The organism is Halobacteriovorax sp. HLS (genome assembly GCF_004006665.1).
Lineage (GTDB): Bacteria > Bdellovibrionota > Bacteriovoracia > Bacteriovoracales > Bacteriovoracaceae > Halobacteriovorax.
Genome location: NZ_QOCL01000009.1, coordinates 325,957 through 340,715, shown reverse-complemented (window position 1 = coordinate 340,715; position 14,759 = coordinate 325,957). Strand labels below are relative to the sequence as shown.

The following is a 14,759-nucleotide window of genomic DNA, read 5'->3' as shown; positions in this document are numbered from 1 at the left end:
GGAGACTACTTATGCCTACAGCTAAAAAAAGAATCAATTTATCTGTCGATGATTCACTTTACAATGAGCTAGAACAGCTTCAAAAACTAAGAGGTGCACCTTCCCTATCCTCTATTGTCCTAGAACTCACCAAGGAAGCATTAGAGCTTCAGGAAGACTTATATTTCTCAAAAGTAGCTGCCGAAAGAGAAACTGAAGAAGAACTTTCTCATGAGGAAATTTGGAAGTGACTTGGAAAGTAACTTATAAGAAATCAGTTCAAAAAGACTTAAAAAAGATATCTAAGGATATACAATACATCATCAGAAGGGCCATCGAAGAAAAGCTTATGAGTAACCCTTTAAAGTTTGGCCTCCCTTTACGTAGAAATCTAGCAGGTTTAATGAAACTTAGAGTTGGCGATTATAGAATCATATACTCTATAGAATCAGAAGTTGTTACAGTTCATGTAATAAAAATTGGACATCGAAAAGATGTTTACGAAAAATAGGTACAACCGTTCTTCCGACATATCGAACTATTATTCAGAGTATGGGTCAAAATCATCTTCAAATGTATTAGGCCAACATTCAGGATCGCAATAATTAGGAGCAAATACATATTCTAATTTAATACGGTCAGGACTTTCAAAAAATACCGCGTAATATTGATCATCTCCAAATGCTTTATTTTCATAAAGGGCCTTAATATTGTTCTTCTTTAAAACCTCTTTATAATATTTATCGACATCCTCTTTGGTGTCTGCGTAAAAAGCAAGATGGTTTAATCCAGCTCTTTTTCTATGAAAGCCCGCACTCTGATGCCCCTCACCTGTTGGACAAATAATAAACTTGCTCATCCCATCTGAGTAGGCAGTCCAATCCTTCATACAACTCATTCTTTTAAAGCCCATAGGAATCAAAACAGTGTCATAAAACCTAATCGACTCGGAATAATTTAAAACATTAATTTCGATATGAGATATTTTTGACTTCATTATTAAACCTTAGTTCGAGGAACACTGTACGGTCTAATAGTAATGTATTGATCTTTGAAAAGGAAATAAATTGGTGGACCGTACTTGAGACATATCGAACTTTCTTATTCCATGGAAGGGTCTAGCATTCCCAACTTATGATTTTTAAAGTCTAATACGAGAATATAATCACCTTCAAATGCCTTGTTACTAAGAATTCCAGATATATTAACTTTATACTTACTAAATTTAAAATTCTTAGCATCACTATTAGCAAACATAATTAAAGGGTTCTTTATTTTCATTGGCCCTAGATAAATATCGACCTTAGAGTAATTACTTACAAAGTCGACATATTGATTCCATGACCAACCTCTAGTTAAAATATTTGTAGAGTCATCTAAACTCTTACCTGTTAACTCTTGCCAAGTCGGATACTCTACTGTGATTGTAGCTTCCCCACCTCCAGTATCATACATAAGAGGCAGCTTCTTTCCAGATAAAGTATTCACGTTAACTATAAAACGATTCGAAATAACTTTCGACTCAACATAAACAATATTTTGCTTATATTTAGCCTTGATAAGACTTTCATCATCAACAATAACGGCCTTAGATTGAATAAAGTCGATCACGAGTAATTTGTCTTTAAGAATGTCATTACCAATTGTACCTATGGGTTCTTTACTCCATACTTTATTGCAATCAAATTTCTTAGGATAATTATAGAGATGAAATTTATGTTCAAGTTTTTGCCCTAGAACCTCTATGGAATGAGTTTGAGAATCGTTATTACTATCATTTGAAACTCTGGATAATTCATTCTTACATAGTTTTAAATGGCTTCTTGCACTACCTGTATCCAGCTGTAGAAATGTTACAGGTCTATTCTTGAATTTAACGGGAACCAGTATTGCAGCTCCTCTAGTTTTATATTTACTAAGATGGAGTTCCTCATTAATACAGCTTGTAAATGACATCAATACAGTAATTAAAACCAGAATATTTCTTCTCATATAAACCTATTAATTAAGTTGTCGAATTAAATTATAATGTATTGATTTTAAAAAGAAAATAAATGGTGGACCGTAACGGGATCGAACCGTTGACCTCAACGCTGCCAGCGTTGCGCTCTCCCAACTGAGCTAACGGCCCACATATTTTGTGAAGCATTTAAGATAAGATTTTTAATAAGTATTGGCAAGATTTTTCAGAAAAATCTCGAAATATTTAAGAATGCGTAGCTATCGCCTTTAAATATTTGCATGCCATAAAACCCTCTCTCTTTTGCTTGATACACTCTAAGCCCCGTCTGATACTTCCAATTATCTGACAGACGTCTAGTGAAAGAGATATTCACAAGCCTCTCATCTGAATACTCGAGATCTTGAATAATACTCGTAAAGAGCTCTGAACCCATAGTGTCATTAAAGTTGTATCTCATTCCTAGTAAAGCATCTCTTTGAAAGGTTCCAAGCCTTCTTCTTTTATCTTTTGAAACTCCGAAGATACTTGAAACTTCAAATATTAATGTAATTTCATGATCAATTTCTTCAAATGATAGAACTTGTTCATAACCAAAAGCGACTTCACTATGATCTTCAGGAGCATCTCTGACAAAAGTTGTCGTTGTCAGAGGAATTAAAGTTTTAAATTCATTTTCAAAAAAGCGCACTGATCCTTCAAGCTTAAAGAGCGCAGAATCATAAGCATAAGTCATTGTACCGCCAACTTCCTGTACTCTATAGAAGTGTGGTCTGAAGTCAGTCGGGTCAGCAGGAACTTCAACAGCTCCAAGCTGTGTTCCAAAAGTATAACCTACCATTGGGTTAGATCTATCGAAGTGATCAAGAAAGTGAACGGAAAAGTCCAAATCTTCTACTGTTTGATTGAAACGAACTCCATATTGAGGCTGCCATTTTGAGTTAGTGCCAGCATCATTTCCATTTACCCAAACAGGATCTTTAAATGGAACACCGAAGTTAACTCCAGTTCTTGAGCGTGTACTTGGATAAACAGGATTTTCAACTCTAGGCCAGTAATAAAGATTTAAGGTTCCTTGACCAACAACATATTGCGCTTCAAGAGTTAGCTCACCTTTTTTTTCAAGGTTCTCAATTTCCCCATCATAGTTTTTTGAGTTTACAACATCAGCTGGGTGAAATGCTTCTAAGCTAGACCAATTAAATAGCTTCCATCCTGCTACAATTTTAAAATCCTCACTTTCGCCAAAAGTATAAGCTCCATAAGCATCTTCAATAATATATTGATTACGCTCACGATCTTTTGAGTCTGCTCGACCATACGCACTTAGAACACCCTTTACACTTCCTTCTTCAAACTCTACTTGTGCTCTGGCATAGAGTGCAAAGTTATCGTCATAAGTAAGGTTATTATTATCTCTTTCAAAAACTCTATTTTCGAAAGTCACCTCTCCTTGATCACGAACCTTGGCCAATGCCGAAGTTGTAAGTAAGCTTAAAATAATTAGAGCTGTTTTATTCATTACTTTAATGCCCTTTTAGTAAAGTCATTATCCTTTAGCTTCACTCCTAGCTTTCTATTATTCCAAAGAAAAATTGATTCTTTCTTAGTCTGAAGATTCTTCATGTGAATTTTCGAAGCTCTTCTTATAGACTTCCCCTTAACTTTATAAGTTTTAAAGTCTTGAATATCAGCGATCTTTAATAACTCACCCTTACGATCATAGTACTCGATATAAACAGCACTCAAATCCTTCTTTGTAATTTGAACAATTTGCTTAGAGTAACCACTTTTTGACTTTGGAATTCTTTGAACAAAGTAAACCTCTTCTCCACTTTTAGACTTACCATCTTTTAAAAATTTAAAGCTATACTTTTCAACTTCTTGAGAGCCAATATCTTCATAAGAAAACTCGCTTCCCATGAATGATGAAGATTTATTGCTCGAAGAGATTTTCTTAACTCTTCTTAGTGATGGAAGATAGAGCCACTGCTTATCATCTTTATCCTTGTGAGACCAAGTAAGCATCTTTGTTCCTTTTACATCGGCCGGGTTTAAAAAGATATTAAGAGATTTGTCACCATCGCCTTGTACCTCAAGAACCATTCCCTTCATTTTTCGAGTAATCTTTGAGCCGTAAGCGTCAATTAGAATCATCTCTAAGTCCGATTCTTCTGCAACAAAACCATTATTTCTTTTCTCCGCTTCAGTTGCGATTCTCAACCCTTTTTGTTCAGGAGTCTCAGCAGCAACAGAAAAAGCGCTAAGAGTCAAAATACTAATCAAACAAAAATTGAACAAACTTCTCATCTTTAAACCTTCTTAATTGAAATTAAATAAATTACTCTAATTATGTTAAAAGCTATCTTGTTGTAGGTCCAGTGAAAGCGTCTAGTTGACTGTCTTTTTGACTAACTGATAGTATGTTAAGTTCCCTAAGGGGAAATATTTATAATTTTGACCAAAGGAGTCAATTAATATGAGCGTTTTTGTTAACAGAATCCTCAATATGAAGAAAATTAAGGCCATCGGCTTTGATATGGACTACACCCTAGTTCGATATAAGACAGAAAACTTTGAAAGATTAACATACGGAGAAGTTCAAAAGAAACTTGTCGAAGTACTTAATTACCCAAGTGAAATATTAGACCTTAAGTTTGAATTCAATTTAGTTCAACAAGGTCTGGTCATTGATAAGATCAGAGGAAACCTCCTCCATGTTTCAAGATTTGGAAAAGTAAAAAAAGCAAATCATGGACTTAGAACACTAAGTTTTACTGAGCAAAATGATACTTACTCTAACAGTGTCATCGATTTAAGTGATAAGAACTTTCAGTCACTAGATACAGCTTTCTCAGTTTCAAATGGTGTTCTTTACGCGCAATTAGTAGAGCTTAAAGAAAAAGGAGTAGAACTTCCAAGATATGACCTACTCGCTGATCACATTAAAGAGGCCATCGATATTTGCCACTCAGATGGAAGTTTAAAAACAACTGTTGCCAATAATTTATCTGACTACATAATTCAGGATGAAAGATTGGTAGATCTTCTTGAAATGTATAAGGAGTGTGGGAAGAAGTTAATCATTATAACCAACTCAGAGTTTTACTACTGTAAAAATCTACTTGAATATGCGATTGACCCTTTTCTCAAGAATCATAAGAGCTGGAAGGATCTCTTTGAGATCACTATTACTCTCTCTAGTAAACCTAGATTCTTTCACTTTAGAAATAACTACTTAAGAATTGATCCTGATACGGCAACTATGACAAATCATGAAGGGCCAATAACTCCAGGAGTCTATCAAGGTGGATATGCAGGTAAGCTTCAAAAAGACCTTGGTTTAAAAGGTTCTGAAATTCTTTATCTTGGAGATCATATTTATGGTGACGTTCTTGCTCTAAAGAAAACTTTTGGCTGGAGAACTGCCTTAGTTGTTGAGCCTCTAGAGGACGAGATCAAGGCCATTCAAAAGAGTAAGCCGGTTCAAAGAACGATTAACAACTATATGAAAGATAAAGAGGCCCTTGAGAGACAACTCGATCAATTAGAGATGGATAAGTATCTTAAAAAGGACTTCAATAAAGACGAAGTTGGTAAGATCTATTCTAGAATAGATAAGATTAATAATAATATTTCAAATGAATTAGAGACCTACAGAACATGTTTTAATCCTCACTGGGGAGAACTTATGAGAGCTGGTCAAGAGGAAAGTCGTTTTGCCGACCAAATCGAAAAGTATGCTTGTGTTTATGTTGCAAAGGTCTCAGACCTCCTAGAGCATTCTCCTAGAACATACTATAGACCAATCAAAAGGATTCTTCCTCACGAATTGATTTAAGAAATTGTGCATATATCTCCCAGGTCTTCGGCCCGTAACCTCCGGCCATAACCCAGACCTGGGCTATTTTTCTTTCTTTCAAAAAATTGTAAACCATTAAATCTCTCTCTAACATCTGCTCTTTAGAAAGTTTTAATCCAGAAGCACTTTCTAAAATATCTTCTTCATATGGATCGGCACCTGCAACGACAATTGCAAGCTCACAATGTGATAATCGATCGAGACCTTCTTTTAATTTTGATAAATATAAATTTTCTTCCCCTAGTCCTATAGGGATGTCTATAGTTGAAGGTATATGCCAATCTCCTTGCCCACTTTGTGGATCAAGTGGCCAGCCGTCTTGCATATGAATACTAAGAGTTTCAATACTGGTGTCATGCTCAGTGATCTGGGCGCTGCCACATCCTTTATGAGCATCTATATCAATAATACTTACTTTTGAGCTTGGATTATTATTTTGAAAAATTCTAGCTGCAATAACTATATCATTGATAAGACAGAAGCCTCTTCCAAGTGAACTCATCGCATGGTGCATTCCACCGGCCAATGAAAAACAAAAGCCTTTCTTTGTCGCTAGCTCACAGGCCCTAGAAGTAGCACTAGCATGGAGAAGAATTGTTTCGAACAGTTCTTTTAAATCTTTAGAAGCAGAACTAGGATCATAACGATTGAAGTTACCTTCAGAATCTACTAATTCATAGCACTTATATATTTCTTCTATAATACGATCATCAAAGAGTTTATCTACAAATTCACGACTATGTGCTAATAATAGGTCACTCTTTGAGAGAAGAGAAATTTCTTCAATAGGAGTTTCGACAATATTTCCAAGAGCTGCAAAAGTTTTAGAAGCTCTATCGTCATGTATAGGAACACTAATACCGTAGCTTTTTAAGTTTAAATCAAATTTCTTATTGTAAATAATCATTTTATTACATTTAGTATAATTGTCGTTTATAATACTCTCATGAAAAATATTATCATAATCTTCTTTGTCATGGCCACGAACGTCTATGCCTCAGGTCTAAGAAATAACCTAAAGCGCTACACTCTAGTGAGAGATAAAACGATTATTGACCAACTCACTAAAGCCCCCCTGTACGAGAGTTTCTTAGATATTGATCTAACTCTTAGCTCAGGCGTAAAGAGCTTAATTGGAGATGTTAAGAATATTTCTACAAATAGTGGTACTTCCCAAAGTGATAAAGAAGCAGCAATTGCAGAAATTTTAAATAAGAATATTAATTCAGAAAGGTATGTTGATCTAAATGCTATATTTGCGATAGCGCTACCGACACTAAAGATAAAAAAATATCGTTTCACTTCGGCCCTATTTTACAATATGAATCTAGGAACGCTCTTTACGATTTCAAATATTGATAACGTCTTAGACCCTTCTGTTGCTGTCTACATGAAGAAGGAATCCAAAATTGGCCTCAGTACCATTATAACCAAAACATCAAAGCGAGACAGATCATTAAAAGTAAATATGTACTTATTTGAAAGAGCTGATTCATCACTAGTTCAAACAAAATCCAACCTAGTAGATAATACTAAGGTCTTTGACTTTGGGGCCTTAAATGATGGTCAGAAGTCATTGGGCACTGATATCATTTGGACTAGAACTAATCAGAATCGAACATATCGTTTCGAAGTTTTAGAACTTTCAACCATTCCAATCAAAACTGTAAAAGATGTAGAGTACGATCACTTTCCTCTTTTCCATGCATTTCATCATTGGCACTCTTCAAGTTCTTCGGACTTTTGGCTTGAGCCCTTTGCAGGTATTCACATGAGAAAGAGATACTCTCTCTTTGAGGGAATCTATATTGGTTCATGGTTTAAGTCTAAGCACCTCCCATTTAGGGCCTCAGTTAACTTAAGTAAACAATTTCTAACCTTCATGCCAGAGTTTAAAACTGATAGCTTCTTTTTTAACTACAAATTGCGAATGACTTATATAAATCCCCAAAATTCGATATGGGTTCCAACTATTCACTCATTCAACCTAGGTGTTACCTTTTAGTAATTATAAATAGTTAGAACTTAATTTATTCTATAAATTTCACACTTCTATGGCCAAATGAGTCTAAACATGTTTTATTCGATGCACCACTAATCACTTTGAGGGCAATGAAGATGAAGAGATTGATCTGGTTAAGACATGAAACAAAACCATACGAGCAACGTTGTTGCCTTACACCGAGCGCATGTGAAGAGCTTTTAAAGCTTGGTCATGAAGTCGTTGTAGAGAGATCTCCAATTAGAGTATTTTCTGATGAAGAATACGAAGCAGTAGGCTGTACTCTCGAAGAGACGAATGCTTGGATAAATAAGGCCCCACTGAATGCTGTTATAGTTGGACTTAAAGAATTAGAAGATAAAGACTTCGCCCTATCTCACAGACATATTCACTTTGCTCACGTCTATAAGAATCAAAATGGGCACGAGAAAACACTTTCTAGATTTTTAAAGGGAGATGGGAAACTCTTCGATCTCGAGTATCTAGTTGATGAAAATGAAAATCGTATTGCGGCATTTGGTGTTTGGGCCGGCTTTTCAGGAGCGGCTTTGGCCATTGATATATGGGCACACCAACAACTAAATATGGACTACAATCAAAAAGCTCCATTAAGACCTTACCAATCACAAATGGATATGGTCACAGATATCGAGCGGAATCTACTAAAGATTGAAGCTCGTCCTAGAGTTATTGTCATTGGAGCAAAAGGAAGATCAGGAAAAGGTGCTGTAAAGTTTCTTAGATCTATTGGGATTGAACCGACCATGTGGGGCTCAAAAGAAACGAAGGGAAAAGGTCCATTTCAAGACATTCTCTCACATGACATTCTTATTAACTGCGCTCTTATTACAAAACAAGTTAAACCATTTCTAACAAATGATCTTATTGATCAGCAAAGACATCTTAGTGTCATTAGTGATGTAGGTTGCGACCCAACAGGGCCATGTAATCCACTGCCGATCTATTCAAAGTGTACAACAATGGATGCTCCTATTGCCTCTTTAAGAGAAGATTTAACAATTACCGCAATTGACCATCTTCCTTCTTTACTACCAAAAGAGAGCTCTATCGACTTCTGTACACAACTCTTTCCACACCTCATAGACTTTCTCAATAATGAAATTGAGCAAACGCCATGGGAGAGATCTTTAGAAGTATTCTATTCTAAAACTATGGAGCTTGGTCCAGTTGATTTTAATGCCGATAAGTTAGAAAGTAACGATCCGCAAAACTTAATGTAATGAAAAAAATATCAACTTTTCTCGCCTTCTTTTTTATTGGAATTGGAGCAAGCTACTTCTTTGCTAACCATAGGTTTATAGAAAATAAAAATAACTTTCTAAGCGAAATTGAGCTGCTTAACTCCAAGTACAATGACAAAGAACTCTCTTATCAAGAACTTCAGCGCAAGAACTTAGAACTAAATGGAAAAATCTTTCAACTTCTTTTTACGTACTTTGGAATTGATTTAAGAGATATGGAAATCTCTAAATTTAATACTGCAAAAGAATCTAAAGAAGCAATGAGTGCTCCAAAAGTCATTGAGAAAATCGTCTACATAAAAGAAGATAAACCGCAAGAAGAAACAAAAGAAGATAAGAGTAATAAGAATGATGAGAAAATTGATAAAATCATGGGAATTAATATCACTGATTTTATTAGTGGCTCTCTTCCAGTAATAGCAAAGAGCAATGAATTTGAACTATTAAAAAGGTACAAGAAACTTATAGCCCATAAGAAGAATGGACCTCGCTACACTCTTGAGCTGGATTTGCAGTATAAAGTAATTAAAAAACAATATAGTGGAATTTTCAAAATAACTTACTCTCTGTTAAATAAGGACGATGAAACTTTAATTACAAATGGTGCTCCAGTTAACTTTGTAACAAATTATAGGTTGCCAGGTTTTATCGGTATCTGGTTAGACTCTAATCGTCTAATTCTTCTTAATACAAATAAGAATGTTGTTAATACAGATCCTAGAGGATTGGTTTTACTAAGAAATCAATATTCTGTTTTTGAAATTGAATCCCTTCTTAATACTAAGAATAGATTCTCTTACGAAAGATGATCGTTTAGGATTTCTTGTACTTCACTTAGATTTGTAAAGTTCTCATGCTTTTTATAACCCTGAATTAGAACTTCGCATTTTCTTATAATTGATTTTTTAACTAACTCAACCTGAGATTGCCCTAGTTCTCTTAATACTAGAATATTTGCGAGGGCCTTTACTCTCCAGTAATCCATAGCAAAGTACTTCATGCTTAATTGATCCTCATGACCTCCGTACTTATTGATAAGAACTTCGTCTATATAATGAATTTCATAAAGAGAGCTTAGTTTAAGCCAAAGATCGAAGTCCTCACACACGATGAATTCTTCGTCAAAGCCTCCGACTTCCAAAAAGACATCTCGTGAAATCATTACAGTAGAAGGAGAAATGAAGCATAGAGAGAGACATTTTTCAAAAATCCTCCCTCCAAACTTTTGATGAATTTTGCGTTGATTAACTTTATTACCGTTTCTAATCCACTGCTCATTAGTATGAAGACAGTGAACATCTCTATTACTTTCAATAAAGTTCACTTGTTTTTCAAGTTTATACTTTAACCACTCGTCATCAGAGTCAAGAAAAGCTAAGTAATCGCCACTTGAGCAGGCAGCTCCTAAGTTTCTAGCAGCACTAACCCCTTTATTATCACAACGGATATATTGAACTCGCTTATCCTCTAAGAGCTTTTTGACTTTAAAATAAGTCTCATCTGTCGAACCATCATCAACAATAATGACTTCAATATTCTTATAGGTCTGCTTTAAAACAGAAAGGACTGATCTCTCAATAAGATGTTGACGATTATGAGTGGGAATAATAACACTAACTTTCATGGAGAATACGATTAACCTGCTCTAGCTCGGCTTGAGTCAAAGGATTCGAGTAAGCATGAACTAACTCTTGCCACTGCTTCTTACTACGACTCCCACACAATAAATTATCCACATGAGAAAACTGTCTATTAAAAGAAATCGCCAAGCTTAAAGGCGTTTTCTCAATCTCTTCCAAATAAGGTAACAACAGCTTCATTTTTTGAAACTTTTCTTTCTTATCCATTGCCTTCCACCACGGTGCCCATGAGCGACAATCTGTTTTATCAAAAGTTCTCTTTTCATGAACTCTTCCAGTCAGAATTCCTTTATCAAGAGTTCCCCAACTCATAAAACTTAAATCATTCTTTTCACATAGGTCTAGCAGCTCCAACGCTTCTTTATTTTCAAAGACATTTAACTGAGCTTGAATAACTTCAACTTCATCAACTTCGCTTGCCTTAACAAAATCTTCAGTAAAGGTATTACACAGACCAATGGATTTAATTTTCCCCTGATGTTTTGCTTTAGAAAGAACTTCCATAACTCTTCTTATATCTACTGACTTGTCAGGCCAATGAATCATGAAAAGGTCGATATAATCAGTCTCTAACCTCTCAAGAGACTCGTGCAACATCTTCTGTGTTTCCTTTGGATCATTGGTCATATTGACACGCATATTCGAATGCCATGAAACACCACTTTTAGAAATTATAAAAACCTTATCTCTCGTAGTCTTAAATGCCTTAGCAATTCTTTTTTCTGATTCTCCAAAACCATATATTGGAGCAGTATCAAAAACCCTGATCCCTAGATCATAGCTGTAACGAAGTAACTCTACAGACTCATCTTTAGAAATATCTCCAAAACCGTAGCCAGCCCCTTCTCCACTAATTGCGGCACCACCAAAACCAATGGGTAATTCAGATAAGTCCCTTAAAATACGTGACATATGACCTCTCAATTTTACTTGAAGACTAGACAAAACAATAGGCCCACTATAAAGTCGCGAAGTATCAAAATCAAGGTAATTTATGCGCTTACTAGTTTTTGCTCATAGAGCAGAGGCCGCTACATTTCTAAAGCAAGGAAATTTCAAATCCGTTGAATCCTCAACTCAATCGCTCTATCAGAATGAAGAAGACTACTTACTCATTTGTGGCGAAGGAATATTAAATTCCTTAGAAACTGTAAGTACAGTACTAGGAGAACTTTCAAATGCTCCTGTCGAAATTATAAACTACGGAATTGCTGGAAGCTTAAGCCCCAAAGTTGATATAAACTCTATTGTCGAAGTAAGAACGTTCTACGCACAAATGGAACAAATTGTTGAATTTAAATCCTTCTCCACTGATTCCAAAGAATTATTAGACTGTATTACAAGCTCACAACGAGTGCTGAATAAAGATTATGCTCAGAAGTTGAGCTGCTTTGCTAGTCTTGTAGATCGTGAAGGTTGGGCAATTGCAAGAGCTGCTAGTAATTCAAATATTAAATTGAGAGCATTTAAACTCATTTCAGATATGGCCCTAGAACATACTGAAGACTCTCCAATATGTGAGATCATTAAAGAGAATGCAGAAATCTATAGTGATAAGATGTGGCGTCATTTTTGTTCGCTAGAGTTTACACTTGAAAATGAGGCTCCACTACTAATAGATAGGAATAAGTCTTTCTACTTCACAGTATCCCAATACAGAAATTACAAAGGAATACTAAGTTCACTACTAACGAAGTATGAAAGTGAAGAAGCGATCTTAGAGACCTGTCAAATTTCTTCTATAGCTGAAGTAAAGGCAACAGAAAAACAAAGGGCCCAATTACTTATTGATAAGATGAGAGAGCTACAAACTCCTTTTAATCATAAGCTAACCAAGCAACTTGATACTATCCTTGCGCCACTAAAGAAGGCCCAACTACAAGTAAAACTCTCAAAAGATTTTGAAAGCGACTCATTTTCTATATCCGCTTCAATTCACAACGAAATGGATTTATTGCAAATATCCCAGGCATTAAAGAAATTTGACTATAAGAATTATCAATCTATTCTTCGCGGAAATATTGATGTTTGAAAAGATTTTCATTGAAAGAGATATTCTTGAACATCAACAAACAAAGAAAATTCTTAGAACTTTTCCCAATATCGAGACTCAAGTTATAGAAAAGGTCGAAGATGTTTTTGCTAGAGTAAAAAAACCTTACTTGCAAAAAAGAGACACTCTTAATTTATTTTTAGGACAAAAAAAAGGTCAATTAGTAAAAGAAGCCCCTGATGCATATGGAATTTCAGGTGAGCCTCATTACTACTTTATTCATGCCTATAACTGTATTTATGAATGTAACTATTGCTATCTTCAAGGTTACTTTCACTCTCCAGACTTAGTATTATTTATTAACCATGAAGAGATTTGTGAAGAAATAGAAAAAGTTGCAACAAGAGATTACCAATTAGGAAAAACACCTTGGTTTCATGCGGGGGAATTTTCTGATTCTTTAGCACTAAGTCACTTAACAGGTGAATTACCAATCTATCATGAGCTCTTCTCTCGACTCCCATTTGCAAAGTTAGAACTAAGAACGAAGTCAGCAAATATAAAGGAAATTGAAAATCTAACCCCTAAGGATAATATCATTATAACTTTCTCTCTATCTCCTGCAGATAAGATCAAGAATAATGACCTTAAAACTCCATCACTCAAAGCAAGATTAAAATCAATTGAAAGACTTGCCAAGCTAGGACATCCAATAGGCATACATTTTGACCCAGTGGTTTACGATGATGACTTCTCAAGTAAGTATGCTCAGCTCATTGACGAAACACTCGCAGTTCTTCCAATGAGTTCTTTAGAATATATCTCGGTAGGAGTTGTTCGTTTTACCAAGGATGTTTATCATCAAGTTCAATCGAACTACCCAAAAAGTGAGCTACTCTCAAGTGAGCTCATAAAGTCTTTTGATGGAAAGATTCGTTACAATAGACCGATGCGGCTATGGATTCTTTCAACAATAAAGGATTTATTGTTAAACCGAAAGGTTGATGAAAGTAAAATATATCTATGTATGGAAGATGAGGATTCTATTTAATTTCGAGCTGATACTTAAGGTCAGTTACATGCTGAAGTAGATCTGTTGCATATTCATCGTTTCTTCTTAAGTAGTCGCTAAGGGCCATTAAGTTCTTTTCTCTTGTGTGCCTAGGACCAAAGCTTTCCTTAAATATATTATGATTATCATTCATTCTTCTACCTAAGTCCTCTAGGTCTTCTAAATAAGTCTTAGGAAGAATTTCATTATCGGCCATAACAAGAATTAAATTATTAAAGTAGAGTAAATTTTCAACAGACTTATTAGTACGAAGGGAATTAGTTAAAAGCTCGAATGATTCTAGAATCAATTGGTTTCCAACATTCTTTGGCCACTTCTTTAGCCTATATGCTTCAAATACAGTATCTACAAAATTTAGGGCCTTTGGATCTCGGCAAATATCTAGTCTCTCAAGTCTTTTGTACATAATAAGTGGGTCAATTGGATACTCCTCTTCAATGAGAGAGTGAATAATAGTAAAACCTTGGTCCACTTCAGGGCGATACATGGCTCCATTTAAGACTGCTCTAAAGTTCTCTACCACTGAATCAAAATCATTATACATAATAGTATTAATATCTAGGTAATCATCATTAGGAAGAACATTATTTAAAGTTTGAGAGCAAACCTTTTGCCTTTCTTTTACACTTGCTTCTACATCAATAAGAGCTTTCATTAGCTTGTTAAACTCTTCCCTATTATAATCATCACTCTTTTTAGCAAGTTCTGTCGGACTTAGTTTTTTTAGTTGCTGAATATTTTTTTTTTGGAAGATAGATTCTTTTTTCGTTATAACTAGTGCTTCTTTCCCATGATGCTCTCTCGCTAGTTCGGGAGTTAAATTATTCTTTAAGTAATAGATAAGACCTAGACCAACACACGCAAAAAAAAGAAGAATAAATTTACTTTTAAAAGACTTCATAAACCTAGGTATTTTAAAGTTAATAATATTGCATTGACTAAGCTACGCAAAATGGACAAAAGTACTAATATATAAACATTGTTTCTTA

General features: G+C 35.0%; 16 protein-coding genes and 1 tRNA gene. 8 read left to right on the top strand and 9 right to left on the bottom strand.

All coding sequences use genetic code 11. The features are described 5' to 3' along the window. The first annotated feature begins 11 nt into the window (after window positions 1-11). Together DPQ89_RS11185 and DPQ89_RS11180 are read left to right on the top strand one after the other, a co-directional pair. Window positions 12-230: a hypothetical protein gene (locus tag DPQ89_RS11185; RefSeq protein WP_127717027.1), complete on the top strand. Its 219-nt coding sequence runs from the start codon at window positions 12-14 to the stop codon at window positions 228-230. Further along, window positions 227-490 carry a type II toxin-antitoxin system RelE/ParE family toxin gene (locus DPQ89_RS11180; protein WP_206611163.1) on the top strand — a complete coding sequence of 88 codons (264 nt, stop codon included), beginning with the start codon at window positions 227-229 and terminating at the stop codon, window positions 488-490. Before DPQ89_RS11185 ends, DPQ89_RS11180 begins: the two co-directional genes overlap by 4 nt. A 30-nt stretch (window positions 491-520) precedes the next feature. Here the strand turns inward: DPQ89_RS11180 and DPQ89_RS11175 are convergent, their stop codons facing one another. The 5 genes from DPQ89_RS11175 to DPQ89_RS11155 all read right to left on the bottom strand — a co-directional run bounded on the left by DPQ89_RS11175 (window position 521) and on the right by DPQ89_RS11155 (window position 4,249). Beyond that, window positions 521-976: a VOC family protein gene (locus tag DPQ89_RS11175; protein WP_127717025.1), complete on the bottom strand. Its 456-nt coding sequence runs from the start codon at window positions 974-976 to the stop codon at window positions 521-523. A gap of 104 nt (window positions 977-1,080) precedes the next feature. Continuing rightward, window positions 1,081-1,971: a hypothetical protein gene (locus DPQ89_RS11170; RefSeq protein ID WP_127717024.1), complete on the bottom strand. Its 891-nt coding sequence runs from the start codon at window positions 1,969-1,971 to the stop codon at window positions 1,081-1,083. A 63-nt stretch (window positions 1,972-2,034) separates the two neighbouring features. Continuing rightward, window positions 2,035-2,110 (bottom strand) — tRNA-Ala (locus tag DPQ89_RS11165). A gap of 55 nt (window positions 2,111-2,165) precedes the next feature. After that, complete coding sequence (locus DPQ89_RS11160; protein WP_127717023.1) at window positions 2,166-3,461, bottom strand: hypothetical protein; 1,296 nt, start codon at window positions 3,459-3,461, stop codon at window positions 2,166-2,168. Next, a complete protein-coding gene (locus DPQ89_RS11155) occupies window positions 3,461-4,249 on the bottom strand; it encodes an outer membrane lipoprotein-sorting protein (protein ID WP_127717022.1) in 789 nt (262 codons plus the stop codon). Before DPQ89_RS11155 ends, DPQ89_RS11160 begins: the two co-directional genes overlap by 1 nt. Window positions 4,250-4,418: 169 nt before the next feature. Between DPQ89_RS11155 and DPQ89_RS11150 the strand changes: the two genes are divergently transcribed. Beyond that, window positions 4,419-5,780, top strand: coding sequence for an HAD-IG family 5'-nucleotidase (locus tag DPQ89_RS11150; RefSeq protein WP_127717021.1), 1,362 nt, complete (start codon window positions 4,419-4,421; stop codon window positions 5,778-5,780). Here DPQ89_RS11150 and DPQ89_RS11145 read toward each other — a convergent pair. Beyond that, window positions 5,749-6,708: a histone deacetylase gene (locus DPQ89_RS11145; protein ID WP_127717020.1), complete on the bottom strand. Its 960-nt coding sequence runs from the start codon at window positions 6,706-6,708 to the stop codon at window positions 5,749-5,751. The two genes, DPQ89_RS11150 and DPQ89_RS11145, sit on opposite strands and share 32 nt — an antisense overlap. A gap of 39 nt (window positions 6,709-6,747) precedes the next feature. Here DPQ89_RS11145 and DPQ89_RS11140 point away from each other — a divergent pair, with 39 nt between their 5' ends. From DPQ89_RS11140 to DPQ89_RS11130, 3 genes are all read left to right on the top strand, one after another. Further along, window positions 6,748-7,806 carry a hypothetical protein gene (locus DPQ89_RS11140; protein ID WP_127717019.1) on the top strand — a complete coding sequence of 353 codons (1,059 nt, stop codon included), beginning with the start codon at window positions 6,748-6,750 and terminating at the stop codon, window positions 7,804-7,806. Between the two features lie 113 nt (window positions 7,807-7,919). After that, entirely contained in the window at window positions 7,920-9,044 is a 1,125-nt protein-coding gene (locus DPQ89_RS11135; RefSeq protein WP_164848364.1) for a saccharopine dehydrogenase, read from the top strand. Continuing rightward, window positions 9,044-9,874, top strand: coding sequence for a hypothetical protein (locus tag DPQ89_RS11130; RefSeq protein ID WP_127717017.1), 831 nt, complete (start codon window positions 9,044-9,046; stop codon window positions 9,872-9,874). Before DPQ89_RS11135 ends, DPQ89_RS11130 begins: the two co-directional genes overlap by 1 nt. Here DPQ89_RS11130 and DPQ89_RS11125 read toward each other — a convergent pair. Both DPQ89_RS11125 and DPQ89_RS11120 read right to left on the bottom strand, forming a co-directional pair. Then, entirely contained in the window at window positions 9,862-10,689 is an 828-nt protein-coding gene (locus tag DPQ89_RS11125) for a glycosyltransferase family 2 protein (RefSeq protein WP_127717016.1), read from the bottom strand. The genes DPQ89_RS11130 and DPQ89_RS11125 overlap by 13 nt on opposite strands. Then, window positions 10,679-11,617: an aldo/keto reductase gene (locus DPQ89_RS11120; protein WP_127717015.1), complete on the bottom strand. Its 939-nt coding sequence runs from the start codon at window positions 11,615-11,617 to the stop codon at window positions 10,679-10,681. The genes DPQ89_RS11125 and DPQ89_RS11120 overlap by 11 nt, the downstream gene beginning before the upstream one ends. 82 nt (window positions 11,618-11,699) lie before the next feature. Here DPQ89_RS11120 and DPQ89_RS11115 point away from each other — a divergent pair, with 82 nt between their 5' ends. Then, a complete protein-coding gene (locus DPQ89_RS11115) occupies window positions 11,700-12,737 on the top strand; it encodes a hypothetical protein (protein ID WP_127717014.1) in 1,038 nt (345 codons plus the stop codon). Next, on the top strand, window positions 12,730-13,749 hold the full coding sequence (locus DPQ89_RS11110) for a spore photoproduct lyase family protein (protein ID WP_127717013.1): 1,020 nt from the start codon (window positions 12,730-12,732) through the stop codon (window positions 13,747-13,749). Before DPQ89_RS11115 ends, DPQ89_RS11110 begins: the two co-directional genes overlap by 8 nt. Here DPQ89_RS11110 and DPQ89_RS11105 read toward each other — a convergent pair. Beyond that, window positions 13,742-14,671 carry a hypothetical protein gene (locus DPQ89_RS11105; RefSeq protein WP_127717012.1) on the bottom strand — a complete coding sequence of 310 codons (930 nt, stop codon included), beginning with the start codon at window positions 14,669-14,671 and terminating at the stop codon, window positions 13,742-13,744. The two genes, DPQ89_RS11110 and DPQ89_RS11105, sit on opposite strands and share 8 nt — an antisense overlap. Window positions 14,672-14,759 lie beyond the last annotated feature (88 nt).

Bases quoted from the DNA above. Each gene is read 5' to 3' on its own strand.
- DPQ89_RS11140 (WP_127717019.1), top strand. From the start codon at position 6,748: ATGAAAAATATTATCATAATCTTCTTTGTCATGGCCACGAACGTCTAT.
- DPQ89_RS11125 (WP_127717016.1), bottom strand. From the start codon at position 10,689: ATGAAAGTTAGTGTTATTATTCCCACTCATAATCGTCAACATCTTATT.
- DPQ89_RS11120 (WP_127717015.1), bottom strand. From the start codon at position 11,617: ATGTCACGTATTTTAAGGGACTTATCTGAATTACCCATTGGTTTTGGT.
- DPQ89_RS11135 (WP_164848364.1), top strand. From the start codon at position 7,920: ATGAAGAGATTGATCTGGTTAAGACATGAAACAAAACCATACGAGCAA.
- DPQ89_RS11170 (WP_127717024.1), bottom strand. From the start codon at position 1,971: ATGAGAAGAAATATTCTGGTTTTAATTACTGTATTGATGTCATTTACA.
- DPQ89_RS11155 (WP_127717022.1), bottom strand. From the start codon at position 4,249: ATGAGAAGTTTGTTCAATTTTTGTTTGATTAGTATTTTGACTCTTAGC.
- DPQ89_RS11110 (WP_127717013.1), top strand. From the start codon at position 12,730: ATGTTTGAAAAGATTTTCATTGAAAGAGATATTCTTGAACATCAACAA.
- DPQ89_RS11105 (WP_127717012.1), bottom strand. From the start codon at position 14,671: ATGAAGTCTTTTAAAAGTAAATTTATTCTTCTTTTTTTTGCGTGTGTT.
- DPQ89_RS11150 (WP_127717021.1), top strand. From the start codon at position 4,419: ATGAGCGTTTTTGTTAACAGAATCCTCAATATGAAGAAAATTAAGGCC.
- DPQ89_RS11175 (WP_127717025.1), bottom strand. From the start codon at position 976: ATGAAGTCAAAAATATCTCATATCGAAATTAATGTTTTAAATTATTCC.
- DPQ89_RS11115 (WP_127717014.1), top strand. From the start codon at position 11,700: ATGCGCTTACTAGTTTTTGCTCATAGAGCAGAGGCCGCTACATTTCTA.
- DPQ89_RS11160 (WP_127717023.1), bottom strand. From the start codon at position 3,461: ATGAATAAAACAGCTCTAATTATTTTAAGCTTACTTACAACTTCGGCA.
- DPQ89_RS11145 (WP_127717020.1), bottom strand. From the start codon at position 6,708: ATGATTATTTACAATAAGAAATTTGATTTAAACTTAAAAAGCTACGGT.
- DPQ89_RS11185 (WP_127717027.1), top strand. From the start codon at position 12: ATGCCTACAGCTAAAAAAAGAATCAATTTATCTGTCGATGATTCACTT.
- DPQ89_RS11130 (WP_127717017.1), top strand. From the start codon at position 9,044: ATGAAAAAAATATCAACTTTTCTCGCCTTCTTTTTTATTGGAATTGGA.